This is a genomic window from Microvirga guangxiensis (genome assembly GCF_900102135.1).
Taxonomy (GTDB): Bacteria; Pseudomonadota; Alphaproteobacteria; order Rhizobiales; family Beijerinckiaceae; genus Microvirga; species Microvirga guangxiensis.
The window spans coordinates 1-20,503 of the sequence record NZ_FMVJ01000021.1 but is presented as its reverse complement, the minus strand read 5'-3'; the positions used below and the strand labels follow the sequence as shown (position 1 = coordinate 20,503).

Annotated in this window: 16 protein-coding genes and 4 pseudogenes; 11 read left to right on the top strand and 9 right to left on the bottom strand. The window is 57.1% G+C overall.

Annotated features, from left to right (window positions below; all coding sequences use genetic code 11):
* Positions 1–91 precede the first annotated feature (91 nt).
* Positions 92–742 (bottom strand): response regulator, encoded by a 651-nt coding sequence (locus BLP10_RS22085; protein WP_091139656.1) that lies wholly within the window; start codon positions 740–742, stop codon positions 92–94.
* On the bottom strand, positions 735–2,153 hold the full coding sequence (locus BLP10_RS22080) for a sensor histidine kinase (protein WP_091139654.1): 1,419 nt from the start codon (positions 2,151–2,153) through the stop codon (positions 735–737). The genes BLP10_RS22085 and BLP10_RS22080 overlap by 8 nt, the downstream gene beginning before the upstream one ends.
* A 380-nt stretch (positions 2,154–2,533) precedes the next feature.
* Here BLP10_RS22080 and BLP10_RS22075 point away from each other — a divergent pair, with 380 nt between their 5' ends.
* The 6 genes and pseudogenes from BLP10_RS22075 to BLP10_RS23760 form a co-directional block, all read left to right on the top strand.
* A complete protein-coding gene (locus BLP10_RS22075; protein ID WP_091139652.1) occupies positions 2,534–3,256 on the top strand; it encodes a response regulator in 723 nt (240 codons plus the stop codon).
* A 622-nt stretch (positions 3,257–3,878) separates the two neighbouring features.
* The gene (locus BLP10_RS23765; protein ID WP_244510762.1) at positions 3,879–4,178 is read left to right on the top strand and encodes a hypothetical protein; all 300 of its coding nucleotides are present in this window, start codon (positions 3,879–3,881) and stop codon (positions 4,176–4,178) included.
* 442 nt (positions 4,179–4,620) lie between these two features.
* On the top strand, positions 4,621–4,752 hold the full coding sequence (locus tag BLP10_RS23915) for a hypothetical protein (protein ID WP_280141130.1): 132 nt from the start codon (positions 4,621–4,623) through the stop codon (positions 4,750–4,752).
* 506 nt (positions 4,753–5,258) lie between these two features.
* Positions 5,259–6,548, top strand: coding sequence for an IS21 family transposase (gene istA, locus BLP10_RS22065; protein WP_091139645.1), 1,290 nt, complete (start codon positions 5,259–5,261; stop codon positions 6,546–6,548).
* On the top strand, positions 6,548–7,348 hold the full coding sequence (istB, locus tag BLP10_RS22060) for an IS21-like element helper ATPase IstB (RefSeq protein WP_091139642.1): 801 nt from the start codon (positions 6,548–6,550) through the stop codon (positions 7,346–7,348). The genes istA and istB overlap by 1 nt, the downstream gene beginning before the upstream one ends.
* Positions 7,349–7,400: 52 nt before the next feature.
* Positions 7,401–7,675: pseudogene (locus BLP10_RS23760) on the top strand (integrase core domain-containing protein); the annotation flags it as partial.
* A 1,416-nt stretch (positions 7,676–9,091) separates the two neighbouring features.
* On the opposite strand, the gene BLP10_RS22040 reads toward BLP10_RS23760, so the two are convergent.
* Positions 9,092–9,340 carry a DUF6894 family protein gene (locus tag BLP10_RS22040; protein WP_091139672.1) on the bottom strand — a complete coding sequence of 83 codons (249 nt, stop codon included), beginning with the start codon at positions 9,338–9,340 and terminating at the stop codon, positions 9,092–9,094.
* Between the two features lie 516 nt (positions 9,341–9,856).
* Positions 9,857–10,135, bottom strand: coding sequence for a hypothetical protein (locus BLP10_RS23000; protein ID WP_139165578.1), 279 nt, complete (start codon positions 10,133–10,135; stop codon positions 9,857–9,859).
* A gap of 488 nt (positions 10,136–10,623) precedes the next feature.
* Between BLP10_RS23000 and BLP10_RS22030 the strand changes: the two are divergent.
* Positions 10,624–11,527: pseudogene (locus tag BLP10_RS22030) on the top strand (transposase).
* A gap of 374 nt (positions 11,528–11,901) precedes the next feature.
* Entirely contained in the window at positions 11,902–12,195 is a 294-nt protein-coding gene (locus BLP10_RS24120; protein ID WP_091139633.1) for an RNase H family protein, read from the top strand.
* A gap of 308 nt (positions 12,196–12,503) precedes the next feature.
* Here the strand turns inward: BLP10_RS24120 and BLP10_RS22020 are convergent, their stop codons facing one another.
* The 3 genes and pseudogenes from BLP10_RS22020 to BLP10_RS22995 form a co-directional block, all read right to left on the bottom strand.
* A complete protein-coding gene (locus BLP10_RS22020) occupies positions 12,504–13,247 on the bottom strand; it encodes a LuxR C-terminal-related transcriptional regulator (protein WP_091139630.1) in 744 nt (247 codons plus the stop codon).
* Between the two features lie 423 nt (positions 13,248–13,670).
* Positions 13,671–13,946: pseudogene (locus BLP10_RS23755) on the bottom strand (IS3 family transposase); the annotation flags it as partial.
* A 146-nt stretch (positions 13,947–14,092) separates the two neighbouring features.
* Complete coding sequence (locus tag BLP10_RS22995; RefSeq protein ID WP_139165577.1) at positions 14,093–14,797, bottom strand: CYTH domain-containing protein; 705 nt, start codon at positions 14,795–14,797, stop codon at positions 14,093–14,095.
* A gap of 325 nt (positions 14,798–15,122) precedes the next feature.
* Between BLP10_RS22995 and BLP10_RS22005 the strand changes: the two genes are divergently transcribed.
* On the top strand, positions 15,123–15,881 hold the full coding sequence (locus BLP10_RS22005) for a tellurite resistance TerB family protein (RefSeq protein ID WP_091139621.1): 759 nt from the start codon (positions 15,123–15,125) through the stop codon (positions 15,879–15,881).
* A 272-nt stretch (positions 15,882–16,153) separates the two neighbouring features.
* Positions 16,154–16,993: pseudogene (locus tag BLP10_RS22000) on the top strand (IS5 family transposase).
* A gap of 532 nt (positions 16,994–17,525) precedes the next feature.
* Here the strand turns inward: BLP10_RS22000 and BLP10_RS21995 are convergent.
* Positions 17,526–18,149, bottom strand: coding sequence for a hypothetical protein (locus BLP10_RS21995; protein ID WP_139165576.1), 624 nt, complete (start codon positions 18,147–18,149; stop codon positions 17,526–17,528).
* Between the two features lie 134 nt (positions 18,150–18,283).
* The gene (locus tag BLP10_RS22990) at positions 18,284–18,874 is read right to left on the bottom strand and encodes a hypothetical protein (protein WP_139165575.1); all 591 of its coding nucleotides are present in this window, start codon (positions 18,872–18,874) and stop codon (positions 18,284–18,286) included.
* A 1,333-nt stretch (positions 18,875–20,207) separates the two neighbouring features.
* Between BLP10_RS22990 and BLP10_RS21985 the strand changes: the two genes are divergently transcribed.
* Positions 20,208–20,503 (top strand): transposase (locus BLP10_RS21985; protein ID WP_139165574.1); only part of this gene is annotated, 296 nt, incomplete at its 3' end.

The window sequence follows — 20,503 nt, the reverse complement described above, 5'->3', positions numbered from 1 at the left end:
CGGATCGATATTGGATGCCTAGCTCCCTCCTCTGCTCCGATGATAGGCAGCAGACGCCGGCAGCTTGTCGAGGGTGGCGGGGTTTGCCAGCTTACATCACCCTGTCTCCAAGGTCATTCCACCCCCGCTTGGCGATGAGCACTGCCTCGACCCGATTTCTCACCCTGAGCTTTCGTAGAATGTTGGTTAAGTGGTACTTGACTGTCTTTTCCTGCACGTCCAGCCGCTCGCCAACTTCACGGTTGCTCAATCCCTCGGCAACGAGACGCAGCGTACGCCTTTCCTGGTCGGAAAGAGACGCGAGCGGGCTTGCCTCCGCTCGCACTCTGCTCGTGAGCGCTCGAAGTGCGAGTTCCGGCGGCACGACACTTCGTCCATCCCGCAGGTTTCTCACGGCCGCAATCAGTTCCGGCGTCCGAATGCCTTTGGGCAGATACCCAACCGCACCTGCCTGCAGCGCCTGCATCACGTCGTCGTCATCCTCGGAAACCGTTAGCATCGCGACGAGGGGTGGTTCCGGCATCCGGAGAATCTCCCGGGCGGCCTGAATCCCGCTCCCGGGCATTGAGATGTCAAGCAGGATGAGATCGGGTGCAAGCTCCTTTGCGAGTTGGACTGCCTCGGCAGCCGAGCCCCCTTCTCCTACAACCTCGATCTCACCATCGAATGCGAGCGACTGGATCACCCCTGCCCGAAACATCGCGTGGTCATCCACTACGGCAACACGAATTGTCCTACTCATACTGATCTCCCCCAGCCGCAGCCAACAGCATCTCGATCTTTGTCCCCCCAGTAGAAGCCTTGCTCATGCGGAACGTGCCGCCCAGGCTCTCCACTCGCTCCCGTAGCCCGGCGAGCCCCAAGCCGGAACCACGGTCGGCGGGACGGCCACGGTCTACCCCGCCGCTGTCCTCAACAGCCAAGCGCAAGGCTCCATTCTCAAATTTGCAGCTCACAGCCTGGTCATTCCCGCCGGCATGACGGAAGGCATTGTTGAGGCCTTCCTGGACGAAACGGTACGCGCACATCTTCACTGCGTTTGAAAGCGATTGTGGAAAGTCCTCGCAGGTGAGGGAAACTGTTGTGCCAGTGCGCTTCTCGTGAACGCGGGTCGCGCGACGCACAACTTCAGGAAGCGGCAAACCCTCAATCTCCGGCAGGACCAGGCCCTTTGAAATGTCGCGGATTTCGTGCAGAGCATCTGCCAAAAGAGAGTCTAGAGCCTGGAGTTCCATTTCCCGCGTCTGAGCGAATCCGGCAAGCCGCACGTGCTCCACCTTAAGGGCAGCCAGCCCGATGAGCTGTGCCGGGCCGTCGTGGAGATCCGCCCCGAGCCCGCGCAGGAAGCGCTCGTTCAGTTCCGAGGCACGGCTGGAGGCATGCTGAATGCGATTCCGCAGGATACGATTGTGCCGGGAAGCTCTCTCGACCTCCGCCACGCGTTCGCCGAGCTGGCGCTTCTGAGCCATGATAATCCCGTTACCGCGATAAACGATCCAGAATAGGCCAGCCATGATCAAGGCGGTTATGCTGATCCGCGCGAGCCAGCTATTCAGGCGCAGATGCCAAAGCCTCTGCTCCAGCGGCTCTGTTATCTCGTGAATCTCTGCGACACCGACGATCCGCCCGGTGTGCTGCTCCCTGATTGGAGCGTAAATCTCAAGATAGCGGACCGTGAATCCTCGAGCGACATGCTCACCAGCCGCAAGGTCTGTATAGCGTGCCGAAACTTCCCCGTTCAACGCTTCTACTAGTCCTGGGGGGGGTTCAAACCTGCGTCCGATCAGTTCGGGCGACCTTGAGTACGCGACGAGGCCATCTCCCTTCCAGATCTCAAGATGAGGGAACCGGCCCTCGAAATCGTCCTTGTCAAGAAGCTGATCCAATTCAGCTTGTTTCTCCGCAGGCAGAACATCGCCCGCAGCGATATGATGGGCCAGCGGCGAAAGAAAGCTGTTCATGAACAGGGCAGTCGTTGCACCATTGCGCTCAATCGTATTCTTTGAGATGAGCTCGGCAGTGAACACTCCCTCCACGATCATCGCAAACAACATGATGGCACTGCCTGTCACCGCGAACTGGCGGGTCAGGCTCCATGTCCGGAGGGTAGCACTCCAGCGACGCGTTCCCAGGCGTTCGGCCAGTCCTGACATACGCTACCCCAAAAAATCTCGCATTCTGATAGGTTACGTGGAGCCTGTCCTTTCACAAGCGACCAAAGTCCAAGGGGCAACGGACTTTAGTCTAGGCGTATAATTTAGTTGAAATCCGCAGCGGCGTACTTGCGTCATGCCGAAAAACCAGCTGCCTTGTTTTTCCTAGGTATTTATCCTTGTTATAGCGACGCGTAGCACGAATGATATGCCCTAAGGCATGGATATACCTCCAGCGTATTAGTACCTCACGCTGAGGCGTTACCTCTTCAGAGCGGAGGACTCTCTTCCTTTGGTCAAGTACGCTTTTAGACGTCGACTTGGAACTGCAGGGCTCGCACGAGACTGCACTTTTAGGTTTACGCCTGGGGGAATACTTCATGAATTCGATTTCGATTGCCTTGATCGACGGCCATCCGGTCACGATCGAGGGCTTAAGGCACGTGCTTGCCGCGCACGGGACATTTACCATCGTGGCATGCGGGGAAAGCTCACGGGACGCTATTGCAATCGCCGAGCAACATCGACCTGCTCTCATGATCTTGGACTTGGCAATCCCTGGTAATGCCGTTGCGGCGATCTCGGACATCCGAGCTCGTTACCCCGGCCTCGGGATCATAGTTTTTACCGCAGCTCCCGGCGTGGACTACGCGGTGAACGCAATGGAGGCCGGCGCCCGCGGATATGTCTCGAAGTCTTGTACGCCGGAAGAAATCGTCAGTGCCGTCAGGACAGTAGTCGCAGGAGACACCTACGTCTCGCAAAATTTCGCAAACGAGGTGATCACGGCGCTGAGGAACGCTTCCGTGCGTAGGATCGCGATGCAGGCGCTCAGATTAAGTGTTCGGGAGGAGCAGATCGTCCAGTTCCTGCTGGGCGGAAAAACGAACAGAGAAATTGCGTCCCAACTCGGGATCACCGAAAGAACAGTCAAACACTACATGACGGTGCTGATGCAGAAGTTGAACGCCCGCAACCGCGTTGAAGTTGTAATCGCGGCGCAGGACCTCAGACGGGGGCCAGCCGGCCAACCAAATGTGGAAGCCCACGGACTCAAGAACGGGCCGCCCTTCCCATTGGGCCACAGACCCTACCATTCCTAAACAGTTTCCGGTCCAGCCCGCGATCGTTCCTGTCTGCTGTAACTGCCCACCGTGCAAGCACGAATACGGACATCCACATTCGCCTCAGAATAGGCTGTCGTTTGTGCAAATGCCATTCTATGTCAAAGCAGAGACGTCTGGGCTTTATGGTGTTGTCCCTCAAGAATAGGACTTTTGAGATATGGACATACCGCTGTTGCACCATGGTGCCGGAATTGACGATGCCTCACTCTAGAGCCGAGCCTTGATGGAACGGTGGAGGAAATCGCCATGATCAAGCGGCTGCTTATTGGGGTAGCGTTGGTCATAAACTCCGATCCCTCGGCAATGGCTGACATCATTGTAGATCAGGCTATGATTTCGGCGGGTGAGCTACGTGTAGTTGGTCGGCTGAGTAGACCGCATCAAACGGTGCTAACTCTCGATGGGGAACATCAGACGCGGAGCGAGGCAAACGGCCGCTTTGCTTTCCGCGTTATCTACCATCCTGCCGATTGCATCGTCACGCTTCGGGCGGGCAACGAGCAGCGCGACGCCGTGGTGGGCTTTTGTGGCCAAAGAGGCCCAGAAGGACAACTAACCGAGGTGCCTCAACAAGCGTCTATTGAGCAACCTATTGCGGTTGGCCCGCCAGGACCATCCGGTGCTCCGGGACCGCAAGGTCCGCAGGGCCCTCCAGGACCTGCAGGTGCTGATGGACTACAAGGCCCACCAGGGCCGCCAGGGCAGGCGACATCCGGCGGACAACCTGGACCTGCTGGACCTCCGGGACCGTCTGGGCCTGAAGGACCGGCGGGACCTCCTGGTCCACAAGGGCCACAGGGAATCGCAGGTCATCAAGGACCGCAAGGGCCTCAAGGTGCTCCCGGTCCTAGAGGTGAAACCGGTGCAGTTGGCCCAGATGGGCCTACTGGTTCGGTAGGTCCATCTGGGCCACAAGGGCCTGAAGGGCAAATAGGTCCTCCCGGCCCTCCGGGGCCAGCAGGTCCGGCAGGTGTTGCAGGTCCTGCAGGTCCAGAAGGTAAGTCTGGAACTGCCGGAACTATCCTGCGGGTTCTCATTCAGCAATGTGCTGAAGGAGGACGGTGCAGGGCCCGATGCGATGATGACGAGTATCCCGTTGGCGGCACATGTAACCGTGGCGACCAGTTCGCAATGGACGAGAACAGTGTTTACTGCCTATCTATGAGCGACAACGAAAGTGGCATGCGTGCTAGAGCGATCTGCGCAAAAAAGTAAGGGTCTTTTGCATCTTTCGATAGGAACCGCCGCAATAGACTATGAAACTTGTATTGCATTGATCTGACTGGGTGGGGTTGGACCAGACTGATTGAAAGAATTGATCTGGAACCAAAGAGTTCAACATGCCAAAGAAGAGGCTCAGTTTGCAGCAGATCATCGCCAAGCTGTATCACATCGAGGAGCAACTCACCCAGGGCAATAGCATCGCGCCCACCTGCACGGAAGTCTGCAGATTGAGCACGGCAAGCGCTTGAAGGACTTGGAGCGAGAGAAAGGCCGCCTACGCCGGCCTGTCGCTGACCTCTCGCTGGAGAAGCAGATTCTTAAGGGTGTGGCTTCGGGAAACTTGCAAGCCTCGAGCGGCGACGCCAGGGAGTGAGCCGCATCCAGAAGAAGTACGGCCTCTCGGAGCGCTACGCCTGCCGTATCGTCAGCCACCATTGAGGGACGCAGTGTTAGGTGCCCACCCTGCGGGCTGACGAGGATGCGCTCAATGATTGGCCCTGAAGGTGGCGCCGCGGATCAACGTTTCGGAGTGTTTGAAACGCTGGCTGACGTCATGCTAACCATGGGCGGCCTGAGTATGTTCAGTGCGACAGTGGGCACGATATGGTCGCCCGGGCTCTGCGGGAGTGGCTGGCGCAGCTCGGCACCAAGCCCCTGTACATTGAGCCGGGCAGCCCTTGGGTGTCGGCCGAACTGAGAAACTGACCCCCTGACGAAATGAAGAACTGACCCCTCCTTGGCAGAGGAGGAATAGATGTCGACCGGGGTTTCAGTGGATCCTGCATTGTCGCGGACGATGCGGAGAGAGGAGATGCTTCAGGCTGAGGAGGTGGCCGCGATGCTGCGGCTGCATGAGCTTGGCTGGGGTGCCAAGCGGCTGGCGAGGGAGTTCGGCTGCGCGCGCAACATAGTGCGGCGGTATCTGCGCGAGGGCGGGGCTGTGGTGTTCCGCAAGCCCGTGCGCCGGACCGCGTTCGATGGCCTGGACGAGTGGCTGCGGGAGCGGTTCTTCCGGCATGGCGGCAATGCGGACGTGGTGCGCCAGGAGCTGGCGAGCGAGCACGGGATCGTCATCGGGCTGCGCTCGGTCGAGCTGCGGGTGCAGCGCTGGCGCCGGGAGCTGAAGGCACAGATGCGGGCAACCGTGCGGTTTGAGACGGCGCCGGGCCAGCAGATGCAGATCGACTTCGGCGACACGCGGGTGTGGATCGGTGGCGAGCGGGTTCGGGTGCACCTGTTCGTCGCCACGCTGGGCTACTCGCGCCGGCTACACATCCGACCCTCGCTGCGCGAGCGCCAGGCGGACTGGTTTGAGGGTATGGAAGGCGCCTTTCTGCGCTTTGGCGGGGTTCCGGCCGAAGTGCTGTTCGACAATCCCAAGGCGCTGGTTGAGCATCACGATGCGGCCACCCGGGAGGTGCGTTTCAATGGGCGGCTTCACGCCTTTGCCCGCTACTGGGGATTTGCGCCCCGCGCGTGTGCGCCCTACCGGGCGCGCACCAAGGGAAAGGACGAGCGCGGGGTCGACTACGTCAAGAAGAATGCCATTGCCGGCCGCCGCTTCGAGAGCTGGGCGGCCCTCGAGGCGCATCTGGACCGGTGGACGCGCGAGATCGCCGATCAGCGGGTGCATGGCACCACCGGCGTGGCTCCGGCGGAGCGCTTTGCGTCCGAGGCCGGGGCGCTTCGCCCCCTCGGCGGACGAGCCCCGTTCGGGCAGTTGCGGGATCTGGTGCGCAAGGTTCAGGCGGACTGCGCGATTGACCTGGATACGAACAGCTACTCGGTGCCCTGGCGGCTGATCGGGGAGAGTGTCCAAGTGGTGGTGCTGGGTGGGCGCGTGATCGTGCGCCATGCCGGCGAGGTGGTGGCCGACCATGCTCTGTGCCGGGGCCGCCGGCAACGGATTGTCGAGCGCGCACATCTGGCCGGCGTGGTCGGTGGGGCTGGGCCGGTGCGATCGGCGCCGGCGGACCGCGGTCCGCCTCCCGCCCTGTTGCGGCCGCTGGCCGAATATGAGGCGCTGGTGGGAGGAGGCTGGTGATGACGGGTGTCGATCACGAAGCCCTGGTGGCGATGCTCGACCGGCTCAAGCTGACGGCGATCCGCGACCAGCTCGACACGCTGCTGGACGAAGCAGCCCGTTCGGACATGACCTTGCGCGAGGCCTTGGCGTTCCTGGTCAGGCGCGAGATCGCGCGGCGCGACGAGCGGCGGATTGCCATGGCGAGTAAGATCGCGCAGTTCCCGTTCGTGCGTGAACTCGACGGCTTTGAGTTCGACGCGCAGCCGTCGCTGGATCCGCGGCAGATCCGGGAGTTGGCCACCTGCCGCTGGATTGCGCATGGCGACATGGTCTTGTTCCTGGGGCCGCCGGGCACCGGCAAAACTCATCTGGCGGTGGCTCTCGGGCGCGAGGCGATCCGGCAGACCTACAGCGTGCAGTTCGTCACGGCTGCGACGCTGGTGGCGATGCTGGCCAAGGCCCACGACGATGGCGTGCTCGACAAGCAGCTGACGATCCTGGCGCGGCCGAAACTGCTGATCATCGATGAGCTCGGCTACCTGCCGTTCGAGGCCAATGCAGCGCATCTGTTCTTCCAGCTGGTGTCGCGTCGTTATGAACGGGGCTCGATCCTGATCACCTCCAATCGCTCTGTGGGCGAATGGGGATCGGTTTTTGGGGATGCCGTTGTGGCGACGGCGATTTTGGATCGCCTGCTGCATCATTCGACGGTGATCACCATCCGCGGCGACAGCTACCGGCTGCGCGAAAAGCGCAGATCCGGCCTGCTGCAGAAGGCTGGATCGGCGCTCGAAACCGAGGGCGCCACAAAGCAATGAGAGGGGGTCAAATCTTCAGTTCGCCCAAGGGGTCAATTCTTCGGTTCGCTTGACACCTTGGGAGAATGGGTACTGTGAGAACTTCAGTAGGGTAAGCTCTGGGACGAGTGCCTTAAGCTGGAGATCCTATACAGCCTGAAAGAGGCTCAGGTCGTAATCGGCGCCTGGCGCGATCACTATAACCGCGTGCGGCCTCACTCATCCTTGGGCTACTGGCCACTCACATCTGTGACAAAAGAGGCGCTTACACAGAAGCTACAGACATCCACAATCATGCAGTACGCTCTCGACTTGCCTTGTTCAAAATCCCAGTCAGGTCAATGGTGACCAGCCAACTGCTAGGGATTTCCAAGTTCGTCTGGATCAGTGCCGTCACGGGCGCTCCTGTCTCAGAGGTAACTGTTCCCAAGAAGGATGACTTCCGGATCACAAAATGCATTCATGTGGTCCGCATCCTAGGCACAGAGAACGGGACATACCCTGACATTCCTCTCCATCCACAGCTTGAGGAGATTGGACTCCTCAAGCTCGCTCACGCTGCATGCTCCGGAGCTCTCTTTAACAGCCAAAAGGATCAGAACGCTCAAGGCGTACAGCCGCAATTTGTGAAATTCGCCAAAAGGGTGAGAGCTATCGGGATGGACTAAGAGAGGCGAGAGTAAATCTTAGGCCACACTCTTCTGGCCTTGAGTCAGTTTATGGGAGTATTGCACCTTGAGGTGCTGAAGCTGGCGCGCGACGATATCGAAGAGCGGGCACGGCTCAACGCATCTCAGGAAAATAACCCTCTCAACATAAACTGACATATGGCTAGCTTACTCTGAGCCATATGGCCGAGGCTCAAGAGTAGTCTCCTCACTTTCGAGTGCGAAGAGGCTTACTCCGAGGTCACAATTACCTGCTACAAAGACCCTCAGCGGGGCACATTTCGACCACGGTTGATGGTAAGCCCCGGTGGCCATAGGAGGGACGTCCAATGACGCATATAGACGATCAGGTTGCTAAGCACGTTCGGGAATTGATCCTCAAGGCCATCCGCAAGCCTATGGATCACCAGGAACAACCTCCGAACCCTGACACGCTCAACCAGATCGTCCGTATCCTTAAGAGAAGGTCAGATTCATCCTGGGATCAGCTGCGTCTCACGCGCTCCTCGTCGTCGGATAAAGGGCTCAAGAGGATAACGTCAGGCAACCCTTACCGCAGGGAATGGCAGCACACAGGCTAGTTCTGGACTCTTCAAAGCCTGGAGCACCTCAAGGACTCTCATAGGTGATCCTGGTGGTACGAACACCAGTCGATCAGACGACATCTTGGCCGGATCGAATTGAGGTGGGATCAGCACTACGTGGCGATCAGAATGATGTTGATGGTACTCTTCTGCTAGCATCCGCCCACATACCAGTCCTGGTAAGCTAACCTTGCTCACAAGCCAGTCGATCTGATTCCCATGTCGGCATAACGCCAAGAGAGCCCTTTCGCCAGTTGGCACCGCGACCACATCAAACCCGCTCGTCAAGAGAAGCTGGGCAAGTAGTTCACGAGGGATCGCATCATCTTCGACGACAAGGACTGTAGCCTTGGAACGATAAGCGGGGAGCATCTCGGTTTCCCCTCCATGATGCTCAATTCTCCGCCTGAGCCGCTTAACGCTGGCTTAATCCCCCCTTCTCGGATGATCATCCTAAATACGAAGAGCCCCAGCGTCCTCTCTTTACCTCTCTGGGGAAAGTCTTGGAGCGTTCAGTGAGACTGTTGATCAATCTTAATAGCCTCCATGAACGGTAACTCTAAGAGGACCTCGTCAACATCATCTCGGACCTCAATCTGCCCTGTGGCCCAATTGATTGGCATCTCGAACTTGGTTTCCATTAGGTTCACTGCCATAGCCTTGGCAACTTCCCACGCTTGGTCTGGATCGCTGAGGTTCTGCCCTTCAGGGTCCCTGATGACATCGTGATTAATGTGGACATTAAAGTAATAGCGCGGCATGAATTCATCCAGTTGGTACCCTAAGGCCAAGCAAACCACCGCCCACTGGTTCCCTAGCGTCCAAGATTTGCTCGCTAGGCTGCACATCGGCACCGCCAGCGACGTTTACCACCTTGATCCAAGGGCTTGCCCCCTGCTGCCCCTTATGGGTCAATCAAGCGATCGCCCTCCTGGGCCTACTTAGGTATCAATCCTTCGCTACCAAACCTAGTTCTGGCTTCCCTTCCCTTTGGACATCACCAAGCGCGTACAAGTGCCCTGAAAAGCTGGAGAGCGCGACACCTGTTAACTCTCTAATAGTCGAAACGGGTCTCTGGGCGATCTGAGGCACGCGACGCGACGCGCAAGAAAACTGAAGAACTTGAAAGGGTTCGTCAGCGCAGAATGGATAGGCTCGGTCGAAGCATCTGCACCGGCTACTGATAGGATCGGCTGTGTTGGACAGCCCCTATGGAATGAGCCTCAGAAGACGGATTCCTGAAGCCCTAATAAATCATCGTTCAAGTGGTACCGCGATTAGCGGCAGCGCCTGACACGCCGAGTGACCTCATCGCCGAATTCATCTTCTTCGCGGACGATAACCGTTCGACAACGTTCGATGCTGCCTGTGGTAGCTCGGTCTTCATAGCGACGACGTTCAATTCGACGTTCGTATCTTCGGTCATTATCCGGGCCAATTTGAATATTCGGGCCATCCGGACCGATACCGAATTGGACTTGAGCAGATGACGGCGTCGCACCGATGACACCACAGCCAATTAACGTTGCTGCTAACAGCCAAGTAGTCTTTTTCATATCTCGATCTCCGCTTGAAAGCCTATCGCGAAGCAACGCGTTACTTTCTATTGCGTTTCATTGAGATCAGCGACTGAGTCCCCTAAGCCCAATCCGAACTGCCTGTGAGCTTCGTCCCTTGTCAGTGATGGGCCCTCTTAAGAGGGCCTTGGCTATAGGCTTCTAGGGATATCAAAGCTGTTCCTGCCCTTAATAGTCGCATTGCTGGATTGCTGCCGAAACAGCAGGGCCAAACACTGCGGTACTGTAACCCAGAGCCAACCCGTTCATGGGGCTGATGAGAATGATGAGTAGCAACTCAGGCCAGTCATGCCTAAAATGCCTTAGATAGCGCATTCCAGACCACCATTGCTGGCTCCTCAGCAGCCCCATTCTGACCTCTAAATAGGTGATCGCGCTGTCGCCATCCCGTCACTAGCTGTTGCAGCCCCCGAATTGAGCAGACAGCGCTTCCCACTGAGCTAAGTGGTAGGCTTACTGTTGTGATGATGACTAACACCAACCCTCCGATCGATGTCCTGAGCGGCCCGGAGCGCCGCCGCCGCTGGACGGCCGCCGAGACGGTGGCCATCGTCAACGAAACCTACGAACCGGGCGTCACTACCAGTTTGGTCGCCCGCCGGCACGGCATTGCCTCAAACCAGCTCTTCCACTGGCGCAAGCTGGGCGTCAAAGGCGCTCTGATGGCAGCTGGACACGGCGAGGAGGTCGTGCCAGCCTCCGACTACCGTGCCCTCCAGAACCAAGTGCGCGCGCTGCAGCGGCTTTTGGGCAAGAACACGCTCGAGGCTGAGGTGCTCAGGGAAGCCTTGGAGGTGGTGGACTCAAAAAACGGTTGCTGCGGTCCGTCTCATTGCCGAAGGACGGTTCCCGATGAGTGTTGTCGCCGAGAACCTCGGCGTGGCGCGCTCCAACCTCATCAAGCAGACCCAGTCGCAAACCTCCCGCTCGCGCGGCCGGCCGCCCCTGCCGGATGCCGCCTTGGTCGAGGCGATTAAGGGCCAGGATGTCTGCGATCTGATGCTCAGCGCGGTCGAGCATCGCTTCGGACCGGTGACCCGGCTGCCACACACGATCGAGTGGTTGACCGACAACGGCAGCTGCTATGTGGCGGGGCCGACCCGCTCGTTTGCTCGGGAGCTTGGCCTGGAGCCACGCACCACGCTGCTGGAGAGCCCGCAATCGAATGGCATGGCAGAAGCCTTCGTGCGCACGATCAAGCGCGATTATGCCCGCGTCAGCTCCTACCCGGATGCCCGATCCGTGACGGCTGCGTTGCCGGGCTGGGTTGCTCATTACACCCAGCTTCACCCGCACCGGGCTCTCGGCTGTCGTTCACCCCGCGAGTTCATCGCGGCCCGACAAACCCAGGAAGCCATGTCCGCTCTTTAAGGGGCAACAACACAATTCATGTATCACTACCAATCGTTAGCGGCCCTTATGGAGCGACCACCGCTGCTGCCAGAATTGTAGCTGCATAAGCTGATAGGGCCACAAACGGGCCAAGCACTGTGGCTGCCACGAAAAGGCTAAGAGCGGTCTTGAGGATACGCATTACGAGGTTCCTTTGTTCGGCCTCCACGGTGGCCTCATAACGTTAATCAAAGGCTAACCTTGGCAGTAAGGCATACCAACCGAGCACACAGCTTAACCCGCGGATTGCACACTTACGGTCAGCAGAACCTTAAGCTCCCCCTTCTCTAAGCAGCCCTCTCCAATGCACTCCCAAGAGCAATCCTGCTCACTAATCCAACTTGAGATTTTCTATGACGAATGGAGTCATGATTCTCACGGACTGCGCTTGCCTGGGAAATCCCTACCCAGATGGGTGGGTCGCTGTCATCACCATTGCAGGAGGCGAACAGGTCATCACTGAACAGGATCGCATCACGACCAACAATAAGTTGGAAATGACTGCTGCCATCAAGGCGCTTGAGGCTGTGCCTCAGGGCCTCCCATCATCTCCATACCGACAGGCAATATGTCATCCAGCGGGCTACCCAACGGTTGCGCGGCTGGAAGGCGAAAAGGATTGCGTAAGGCTGATAACAAGCCTGTAGTAAACCAAGACCTTTGGATGCAATTTGATGATCTGATCAGTAGCCGCAAGATCACTTGGCAATAGGTCAAGGGTCATGCTGGGTACAGCAGAACGAGCGGGTTGATGCCCTTGCTAATACTGAAGATAAGATGGCAGCTATGGCGATTGGGTTTGCAGTCAGGTCTCGCTGAAGGCTAATCTGCGGTTTAACGCTAACCCTTTTCCGAAGCTAATTACGGCAACTGGGAGGGCTTGCTAATCCGTGAATTTGTCAGGGCAATTTTAAGCATAAAGAGCTGAAAAATTCACGGTTACTCGGCTTCTTTACTACCTTCGATTCATAAGGGATGATCCATCGTTGGGAAGGCGCGTAGAAGCCCACATCGCTGCCTGAGTACGGTTGGCAGCACCTATCTTCCTCAAGATGGCTTTCACATGAACCTTGATGGTAGCTTCAGAAACGTCGAGCTTCCTGGCTATCACCTTGTTGGCTGCGCCTTCCATCAAATGGCTTAGGATCTCTGCTTCTCTGGCTGAAAGGGTTCTTCCTCTTAGGTCTTCGGTATGCGTCATAGTTTCAAACCGACTGTCATGAGGCTTCATTGCAGAATTTTCTTCGCTGCTACTTAAGAGTGGGGACAGCAAAGCAGTCGGCAACACGATCTCTCCCAGCATGACCAACTCAAAAGATTTGACCAGAACCTCGCGGCTGCTGTGGGACAGGCAGAAACCATCGACCCCGACACTGCGACCCAGACGAACAGTGTCGAGATCATAGGCATTCGCAATCACGACTACCCGTGCTGTAGGATAGCTGGCCTTAAGATGGCTTACAGTTTTGGCACACTGCTCAACGCTTCCGTTGCCGTCTACAATAAACAGAACAGGTTCTTGGATAGTGTTATCAAAATCTAATGCCGATATATCAGACGCAACACGGATAATGGAGAATGGGTATCCGTCTAAGAGATATTTGATACCTGACCGAAGGAGCTCATTTTTGGAGATTAGGACTGTGCCAATGAACTGATCATTATTGCTAACTAGTCGATTGATTACTGGTTTAGACATCTACCCCCCCAAAGAAGCCGAAGAATTCTTGAAGCCATCTCAGTAAAAGTACCCCAATAAAAAATCTTAACAATACATAGACCGAGTGGTCTAACTCCTAATGGGTATTTACTACCCCCTAAGAACAAAGATTTTTAAACCGAAGCTTAAGGCAATTCCAATTGTTAAGAACGATCACGGCCGAGACAAGAAAAATGTCCTACTTTCCACATCCGTAGTGTCCATACTGCTGACGGGCAAAAGACGATAATGTCAGCGATGAGCCGTTCCTCATCGGGCTGCCCTCACGGAATACGCCGTTGCATCGAACGATGCTATCCCTGTACGCGGCAGACCCGCCACTCGGAATGCTTTAGCTTGGATCGAACGTGCGTGATGTAGACCTGGCCCTGGCGAGGCTCAGAAGTTATGCTGACGCTGTCCTAAAGGTCCCGAGGCGGCCTCTTTCAAGATCAGCTTGTCCAATGTTAGGTCCGCTACGGCGCGTCGGAGCCGGGTACTTTTCATCTCCGGATCTTTCAGGCGCTTGATCTAATCTAATTATAAGCCGTTATACTCCTACCGCCATCGGTAATAGGTCACCTCCGCCACGCCAATCGCGCAAACGTCATCGGCAACAGACTGGCCGTGTCAGACCACCACATCAACTTGGCGTAACTTGGCGACGATCACTTCCAGCTTTTGGCACGTGCTGGGCATTGTGGTCCCCTGTCTGCCTCAAGACATACTTCACGGTGGACCATTTCAATGTGGTGGATCAGCGGGTCAATGAGTTAGCAAGCAGATAGGCCGGAACGAGCGCTGCCTAAACATGGCAACGCTCAATTATCTTACACGGCTACAACTTATTGAGCCGATCTCTTCGCCAGCTCACCGAATGCATCGGCGGTCGGTTCTATTGTTGGAGAAACTGCAGGCTCCTTTGGTGCCTTCAGCAAACCAGATGTCTCAAGGGACCGACTGAGAGCAACAACAACTTCTTCGGCTGATTTGTTGTTTGCTTGAGTGAGCTTCTCAGATTGGTCCAGCATATCGAGCACCGCCTCAACCTGCTGACTAGCGAGTGGCACCTCAAGATTCGACTGTAGGCCATTCAACGCGATGTAGCGCCACTGATAGGTATATTCAGTAGTTACCTCAGGACCAAACCAAGTTGGGAGTTCGAAGGCTTCCGCCTGCTGAGCGTTGTCAAACTCGACCGTGATCAAATCAATACTGCCGGGATATATGACACGATCAAGCTGCACCCTGTGGCTAGGGCCATTCTGAAGAGGGAAATGAAGGCGGTCGTAGGAGATTTGCCCAAGGCAGAGACCGAACAATGCCTCGGCGTGCTCGCGTGGCAGCGGAGCTTCCTTTTCCACGCAGTCACCAGCTTGATCACACTCGGACAAAACATAGTGGCATTGATCTGCCTCAAACCGAACAAACTGATCTTTTCCGGATTGGGACGAGAGATGGCCCTCGACAACCTGACGGCCTACACCTCGATCTCTCGAAATGAGTCGGGCAATGCATGGAGCGACAAGGAAACGGCGAGCAACCTTCATGGGAGCACCTGTAGGACAAGGTGAGTCTGTAAAACGATACGCATGGTCTGCTTGAATCCGTTTACAAACGCTTAGCACAATACTGACCTAGATCCTCAGATCCAAAGCGGACGCACTTTTAACTCCAATCCAATGCTACTTTCTTGAACAGGCGCATCACGTGGTGCAGAGGATAGAGGCAATTTTTCACGGGCTGGACTCTAGGCGATGCCGTGCAAACCTTCGGTTACGCACGATGCGGCAGTACATCGGCGTGAACGCATCGGAACTCTTCTAAACGCTTTGGCTTTTCACCCCATCACCTCGCGGCACAGGGAGAATAGACATGAATCTTGGTAACATTCTGGAAGGCCTCATGCGCGGCCAAGGTGATCCCCGCCGTCAGGGCTCCTTCGGTGGGCAGCAACCGCAGGGAGGCTTGGGGGGTATACTGGGTGGGGCGGGCGGCTTTGGCTCCCAGATTCCTGGAGGGATGGGTGGTCTTGCGGCTGGAAGCCTCCTATCGCTCATTCTCGGCTCGCGGGCGGGTCGTTCCGCTGGAGGATCGCTGATGAAGGCAGGTGGCCTCGCAGTTCTCGCTAGCGTGGCGTTCAAGGCCTATCAGGACTGGCAGGCTAAGCAAGCTCCAGGAGCTGGCAGCCCCGCGAGCCTTCCATCCCAGCCTCCGGCTGGCAGCGGCTTCAGTCTAGAAGAGGAGAAGGACAAGGAAGGTAACGAGCTAGGGATCGCCTTGGTCCAAGCAATGATCTCGGCGGCGAAATCCGATGGTCACTTAGATGGCCAGGAAAGCATCCGCATCCAGGAGCAGATCCAGCAGCTCAACCTCGACAACGAGGACAAGGGCTTCCTTCTGGACCTTATGGCAAAGCCCGCCGACGCGGCTGCCATCGCACGCCTTCCGAAGACGAAGGAGCAGGCCGCTGAACTCTACGTGGCATCCCGTGTCGCCATCGGCGAAGCGGACACGCCGGAGGAGAAGGCCTATCTCGACCGTCTTGTAGCTCTGATGGACTTGCCTCAGGACTTGGTCGCCCATCTCGATAGTCAGGTCAGAGCGGTTCGCACGGCGGTGGCTACTTCCTGAACGCCACAAACTGATTATACGGCATTCGCAGCCACGGCCGGGGCCATCCCGGCCGTTCAATCCCTAAGACTGAGCATATGGTCCGTTTCAAGGTATGCTCTGGCGCATCATGGAGAATTGGAGATTCGCGTCAGCGGGTAGCAGCTATGATTTCCTCTTCGAACGTTTCGCTCTTAAAAGAGAGGAGCATTGGCCTGAACCCAATAAATGGTCTAGTCATGAGTCTAGAGAGTTTTATGGACCCGTCTTGAGGTCATAGCTGTTGGGGCAGAATGATCTCACCTCGCACGCCTTGCCCCTCCGATGTCTCTGATGAAGAATGGCGCTAGTGGCGCCCTATCTGACACTCCGGCCCGAAGAGGCGGGCCAGCGGGAGCACTCCCTGCGCGAGGCGTTCAACGGCCTGCGCTACATCATCAAGACAGGGGCGCCTTGGCGCTGGATGCCCAACGACCTGCCGCCCTGGGCCGCCGTCTATCAGCAGGCCTAGCGCCAGCCCAACGCCGGCTGCTGTGAGGAGCTGGCGCACAACCTTCGGGCCGTGCTGCGCCTGGCCGCCGGACGCCATGAGGAGCCTTCGGAGGAGCCTTCAGCCGCGGTGCTCGACAGGCGCACGCTACGCTCCACGCCGGAGAGTGGCGCCCGCGCCGGCTATGATGGGGCCAAGCGCAAGAAGGGCTCCAAGCTGCACCTAGCGGTGGACACGCTGGGGCATCTGCTGGCGGCTCACGTCACCCCCGCCACCGCGGATGATCGGGCTGAGGTGGGACACGTGGCCCAGGCTGTGCAGGTGGCCACCGGCGAGAGCATCGATCTGGCCTATGTCGATCAAGTGCTACACAGGTGAGAGAGCCGCGGATGCCGCCCGCGTTCATGGGATTGAGCTGGAGGTGGTCAAACTGCCTGAGGCCAAGCGCGGCCTCGTGCTGTTGCCGCGCCGGTGGGTGGTTGAGCGGACCTTCGGATGGGCAACCCGATTTCGCCGGCTCGTGCGCGATTACGAGCGTTTCCCTCAAACTCTTGCTGACCTGCACGTCATCGCACTGGTCTGCATGATGCTAAGACACGCTGCAAACTACATCGCAGTCCATATCTGTAAGACAATTGTATAGTCACCTTACGAAAACTGTAGCGCTTGCATACCGCGGTTGTCCAAAGGATTGGTAAGCCGTTCGATCTCCGTCACCTTTGAAGGGCAGTTCTCCATCCAGTTAAGCTAAGGGTGCATGGAGCCTTTAACCGTCTCCCTTCTCTTTCCGATCAACGGCCTCTTCTGCAAATGTCATAGGTTCGAACTAGGTCAGGTGCGCCGCAGCAGTACCACTCAGTGCTGAATAATCAGATATTGCGCAATGCTGCTATATTAGGGCAACTCAACTCGCGGTGGCCTTCAAATAATCAGACAGGGACTCGCTACTTTTACTGATCCGCGCCTTTAGCCGATCTCTGCTCTTTTCCTGATCCGTCCTGATATGGACTTAGGTCGATCTCGTGTGCCAATCACAAGACGCCTGATTGAAGAGCTTCTGAGAAATCACGTTGCGACCGGAGGAAACTGCGTCCAAAATAGAAGAGGCAGGAACTATAGTTCCTGCCTTTGCACCCAAATGGTAGGCTGGGGGGTGCCTCCCCAGCCTGCTGACCTCAGCGCGTCCGGCTGACCGAGCCGCTCCCCTGCCAACGGGTCTGGTTTTGCCATTGCTCCTGATGGATATTTTGATAGCTGTTACCCCACTCCTTGTAGGCTGCAGCCGAACCGGCAGCATAGCCTGCAGATTCAGCCTTCACAGAGCCGCCCAGCGAAGCGCCAGCAACAATTCCTGAACCAGACACCGATGAGGTGTTAGCTTCAAGCTTGCGACTGGATAGGTTGGCGTCGAGGCCGATCCCCGCTGAACCGAGCGGGTTAATATATCCGCTGAGTTCAGCCGACAGGTCGGCTGAACGCTCAACACCAACGGCATTCGCGGTTGAGAAGTTCACGCCGAGGGTAGCGGCCCCAGCCTTTCCAGTCGTCTTGATGTCAGAGATTCCACCGTGCTCAGCCGAAGAGTAGGTGCCAATGCCGGAGTAGTTGTCCCACTGATCCCGATTCACAACAGTGTGGGTAGTGGTCTTCGTCCTCGAGACATCGAGGTTCACCGCCGTTGTGCCGGTTCCATTCGAAAAGTAGTTACCTTGATGACGACCATTGCTAAACGGATTGTCAGCTAGAGCAGCGCCAGACGATACAACGACTGCAACGGAAGCAAGCAAAATTCTCTTCATGATGTTTCCCTTGTGATGGGACATTCTTGTCCCGATGAACGGTGCGGGATTGCACCGTGAGGTGGTGCAGGTGCACCCTAAAGGGGTCGCCGGATGGACTAAGCCATCCGTGCCCTCTTAAGCTGCACCTGCTATCAGTTCCGAGCCCCAACCCCATTGCAGAGCGATGGATTATAGGTCTGCGGATTCAGACAAAATGGCGGAGCTGAAACGTTAGCTGAGTTTGCTGCTGGACGACCGCGTTGAGTCGATGCTGGCGCTGACGCGAAGGCAGCCGGAGCGCCGTATGCGGCCTGCTGAGTAACAACCTGCTGCGGGCAGATTACTCCCGTCAGATTGAGCGATTGCTGAACTTCAGTGTTGTTGCAAACCAAGGCCAGAGCAGCGCCCTTCATGCCCATACCCATCAGGGTGGCCGCGTAGGCCCTCCGGTTGCATTCAACCATTTCGTAGGTCGCACCAAAGCCGAAGTTGAAGCCCGTAGCACCAACGCCCAACGAGGCGGACCCTGCGCAGGAATGAACGCCTGCAGCGGTTAGGCCAGGGGCAATTGCGGAAGCGGTTGAGTCAATCCGCTGCCGACCGCTGCCATACACGGTATCGCCCTGAACGTTGACAACCGCACCGGAATAGCTTTGAGAATTGGAATTAGTTCCTCGCTGCTGCGCTACCGCTGGAGTCACGGAGACAGCGACGGTAATAGCAATGAATGCAATCTGCTTCATGTAGACACCTCAAGTGGTTAAAACGTCTCGTTCACACGCTTGCGCCCATGAGAATCGCCAAGTGCGACGCTACTAGTGTGTTGATGACAGTGAGTGCTCCGCTGAGCCTGCGTCGCATGTAGAGCCGATCCTTAGGGTGATCGTGCTTGCCGAATATTCTAGCGATGGGCGAGCTTCGATTGCCGTGACATTCTGCGCTCACAAGGGATTATGCTGCCCCCTGCAAGAAGATCACTGTAATATTCGCCCGGCTGATTGATTAGCGCTCTGTTGGACACGTAGGCATCTTACCCCCCCAGGTAAAGTTATTTGCCCAGCAACAAAATGAACTAGTTGTCCATTGTTGATCTAATGTGGATGCACACTAACAGCTAGGCTTATACTTACAATACACTCAGGGAAGGTAGTCCTAAATAGGGTGTCTATCATAACACATTTATAAATGGCTCCTCGATTGAGGTAGTTCATTTGCAGGCAAATATGGTCTCTTCGAAAATTTTGATTAGGAACTGGACCGCAAGCTTGCACCTAAAAACGATGTTCGGGCTGGTCAGCCGAGCAATGGCTCTCCACGTCAGCGTCGATGAGCCTGGACTCCAATCGAGAAACTTCCCAATCAGAGGGCTGATGCCAAACGGATAGCGGCCCGGCTGGAGTGCGCCTGACGCGCCGTTGCTCCACCGTCGAGCATGGGATTGTGTTGTACCCCCACCCGAACCACCGGCTATCAAATCTGTGCGCTCGAAGATCAATGTACGCCCGGCAAGAAGCGCTGGGTCTTACGCTGGAGCACAAGGGAGTGCTCGATGTGATACAGGAGCGGCTGGATCGGACACCGGAAAAGGCTGGCCTGCGGCGGTGGTCAATGGTGCACCCGTTTGGAATGACCAAGACCTTGGGTGGGCGCTACACATTTTGACTCGAACCCTGGAGCTGGTACTCATCGAGTTAGGTCTGCACATGCTCGCCTATAACCTGAAGCAAGTTCTAGCGATCCTCAAGCCGGGCCAGCTGCTGGCGGCGATCGGCGCTGCTGGCCCGTTTTACGACGGGCTAGGAAAGGGCTCGGAGAGCCCTTTCAGTTCAGTTTACTACGTACCATCCGACAAGCCTGGGTGCGCACCCTGATAATCCTGCCGCGAACCTGTTTCGTCACCGTTTCCCCATTTGCACACTCAACGCGAAGGTGCGACGCGGCCAGGTCAATCCTGAGCCTGGACAACATTCGGCCTGCCCATGTCCGAGCAGCGGCGCACAGCGGTAAGTAGTTTCCACGCATCTGTCGCCTAGAGGCTGTTATGGACCTGGATTGAGGTTGTCTCGTTGAGGCCTGATGACCTCACCTCGCACACCATACCCCTCCGATGTCTCTGATGAAGAATGGGCGTTGGTGGCGCCCTACCTGACGCTTCTGCCCGAAGAGGCCGGCCAGCGGGAGCACTGCCTGCGTGAGGTGTTCAACGGCCTGCGCTACATCATCAAGACGGGAGCCCCCTGGCGCTGGATGCCGAACGACCTGCCACCCTGGGCCGCCGTCTACCAGCAGGCCCAGCGCTGGCTCAACGCCGGGTGCTTCGAGGAGCTGGCGCATGATCTTCGCGCCGTGCTGCGCCTCGCGGTTGGGCGAGA

What these genes read in the sequence shown, in the direction of transcription:
- BLP10_RS22085 (WP_091139656.1), bottom strand. Translation starts at nt 742, where the DNA reads ATGAGTAGGACAATTCGTGTTGCCGTAGTGGATGACCACGCGATGTTT.
- BLP10_RS23915 (WP_280141130.1), top strand. Translation starts at nt 4,621, where the DNA reads ATGCCAAAGAAGAGGCTCAGTTTGCAGCAGATCATCGCCAAGCTGTAT.
- BLP10_RS22990 (WP_139165575.1), bottom strand. Translation starts at nt 18,874, where the DNA reads ATGAAGCAGATTGCATTCATTGCTATTACCGTCGCTGTCTCCGTGACT.
- istA (WP_091139645.1), top strand. Translation starts at nt 5,259, where the DNA reads ATGTCGACCGGGGTTTCAGTGGATCCTGCATTGTCGCGGACGATGCGG.
- BLP10_RS22080 (WP_091139654.1), bottom strand. Translation starts at nt 2,153, where the DNA reads ATGTCAGGACTGGCCGAACGCCTGGGAACGCGTCGCTGGAGTGCTACC.
- BLP10_RS22040 (WP_091139672.1), bottom strand. Translation starts at nt 9,340, where the DNA reads ATGCCGCGCTATTACTTTAATGTCCACATTAATCACGATGTCATCAGG.
- BLP10_RS22075 (WP_091139652.1), top strand. Translation starts at nt 2,534, where the DNA reads ATGAATTCGATTTCGATTGCCTTGATCGACGGCCATCCGGTCACGATC.
- BLP10_RS22005 (WP_091139621.1), top strand. Translation starts at nt 15,123, where the DNA reads ATGAATCTTGGTAACATTCTGGAAGGCCTCATGCGCGGCCAAGGTGAT.
- BLP10_RS22995 (WP_139165577.1), bottom strand. Translation starts at nt 14,797, where the DNA reads ATGAAGGTTGCTCGCCGTTTCCTTGTCGCTCCATGCATTGCCCGACTC.
- BLP10_RS22020 (WP_091139630.1), bottom strand. Translation starts at nt 13,247, where the DNA reads ATGTCTAAACCAGTAATCAATCGACTAGTTAGCAATAATGATCAGTTC.
- BLP10_RS21995 (WP_139165576.1), bottom strand. Translation starts at nt 18,149, where the DNA reads ATGAAGAGAATTTTGCTTGCTTCCGTTGCAGTCGTTGTATCGTCTGGC.
- BLP10_RS24120 (WP_091139633.1), top strand. Translation starts at nt 11,902, where the DNA reads ATGACGAATGGAGTCATGATTCTCACGGACTGCGCTTGCCTGGGAAAT.
- istB (WP_091139642.1), top strand. Translation starts at nt 6,548, where the DNA reads ATGACGGGTGTCGATCACGAAGCCCTGGTGGCGATGCTCGACCGGCTC.
- BLP10_RS23000 (WP_139165578.1), bottom strand. Translation starts at nt 10,135, where the DNA reads ATGAAAAAGACTACTTGGCTGTTAGCAGCAACGTTAATTGGCTGTGGT.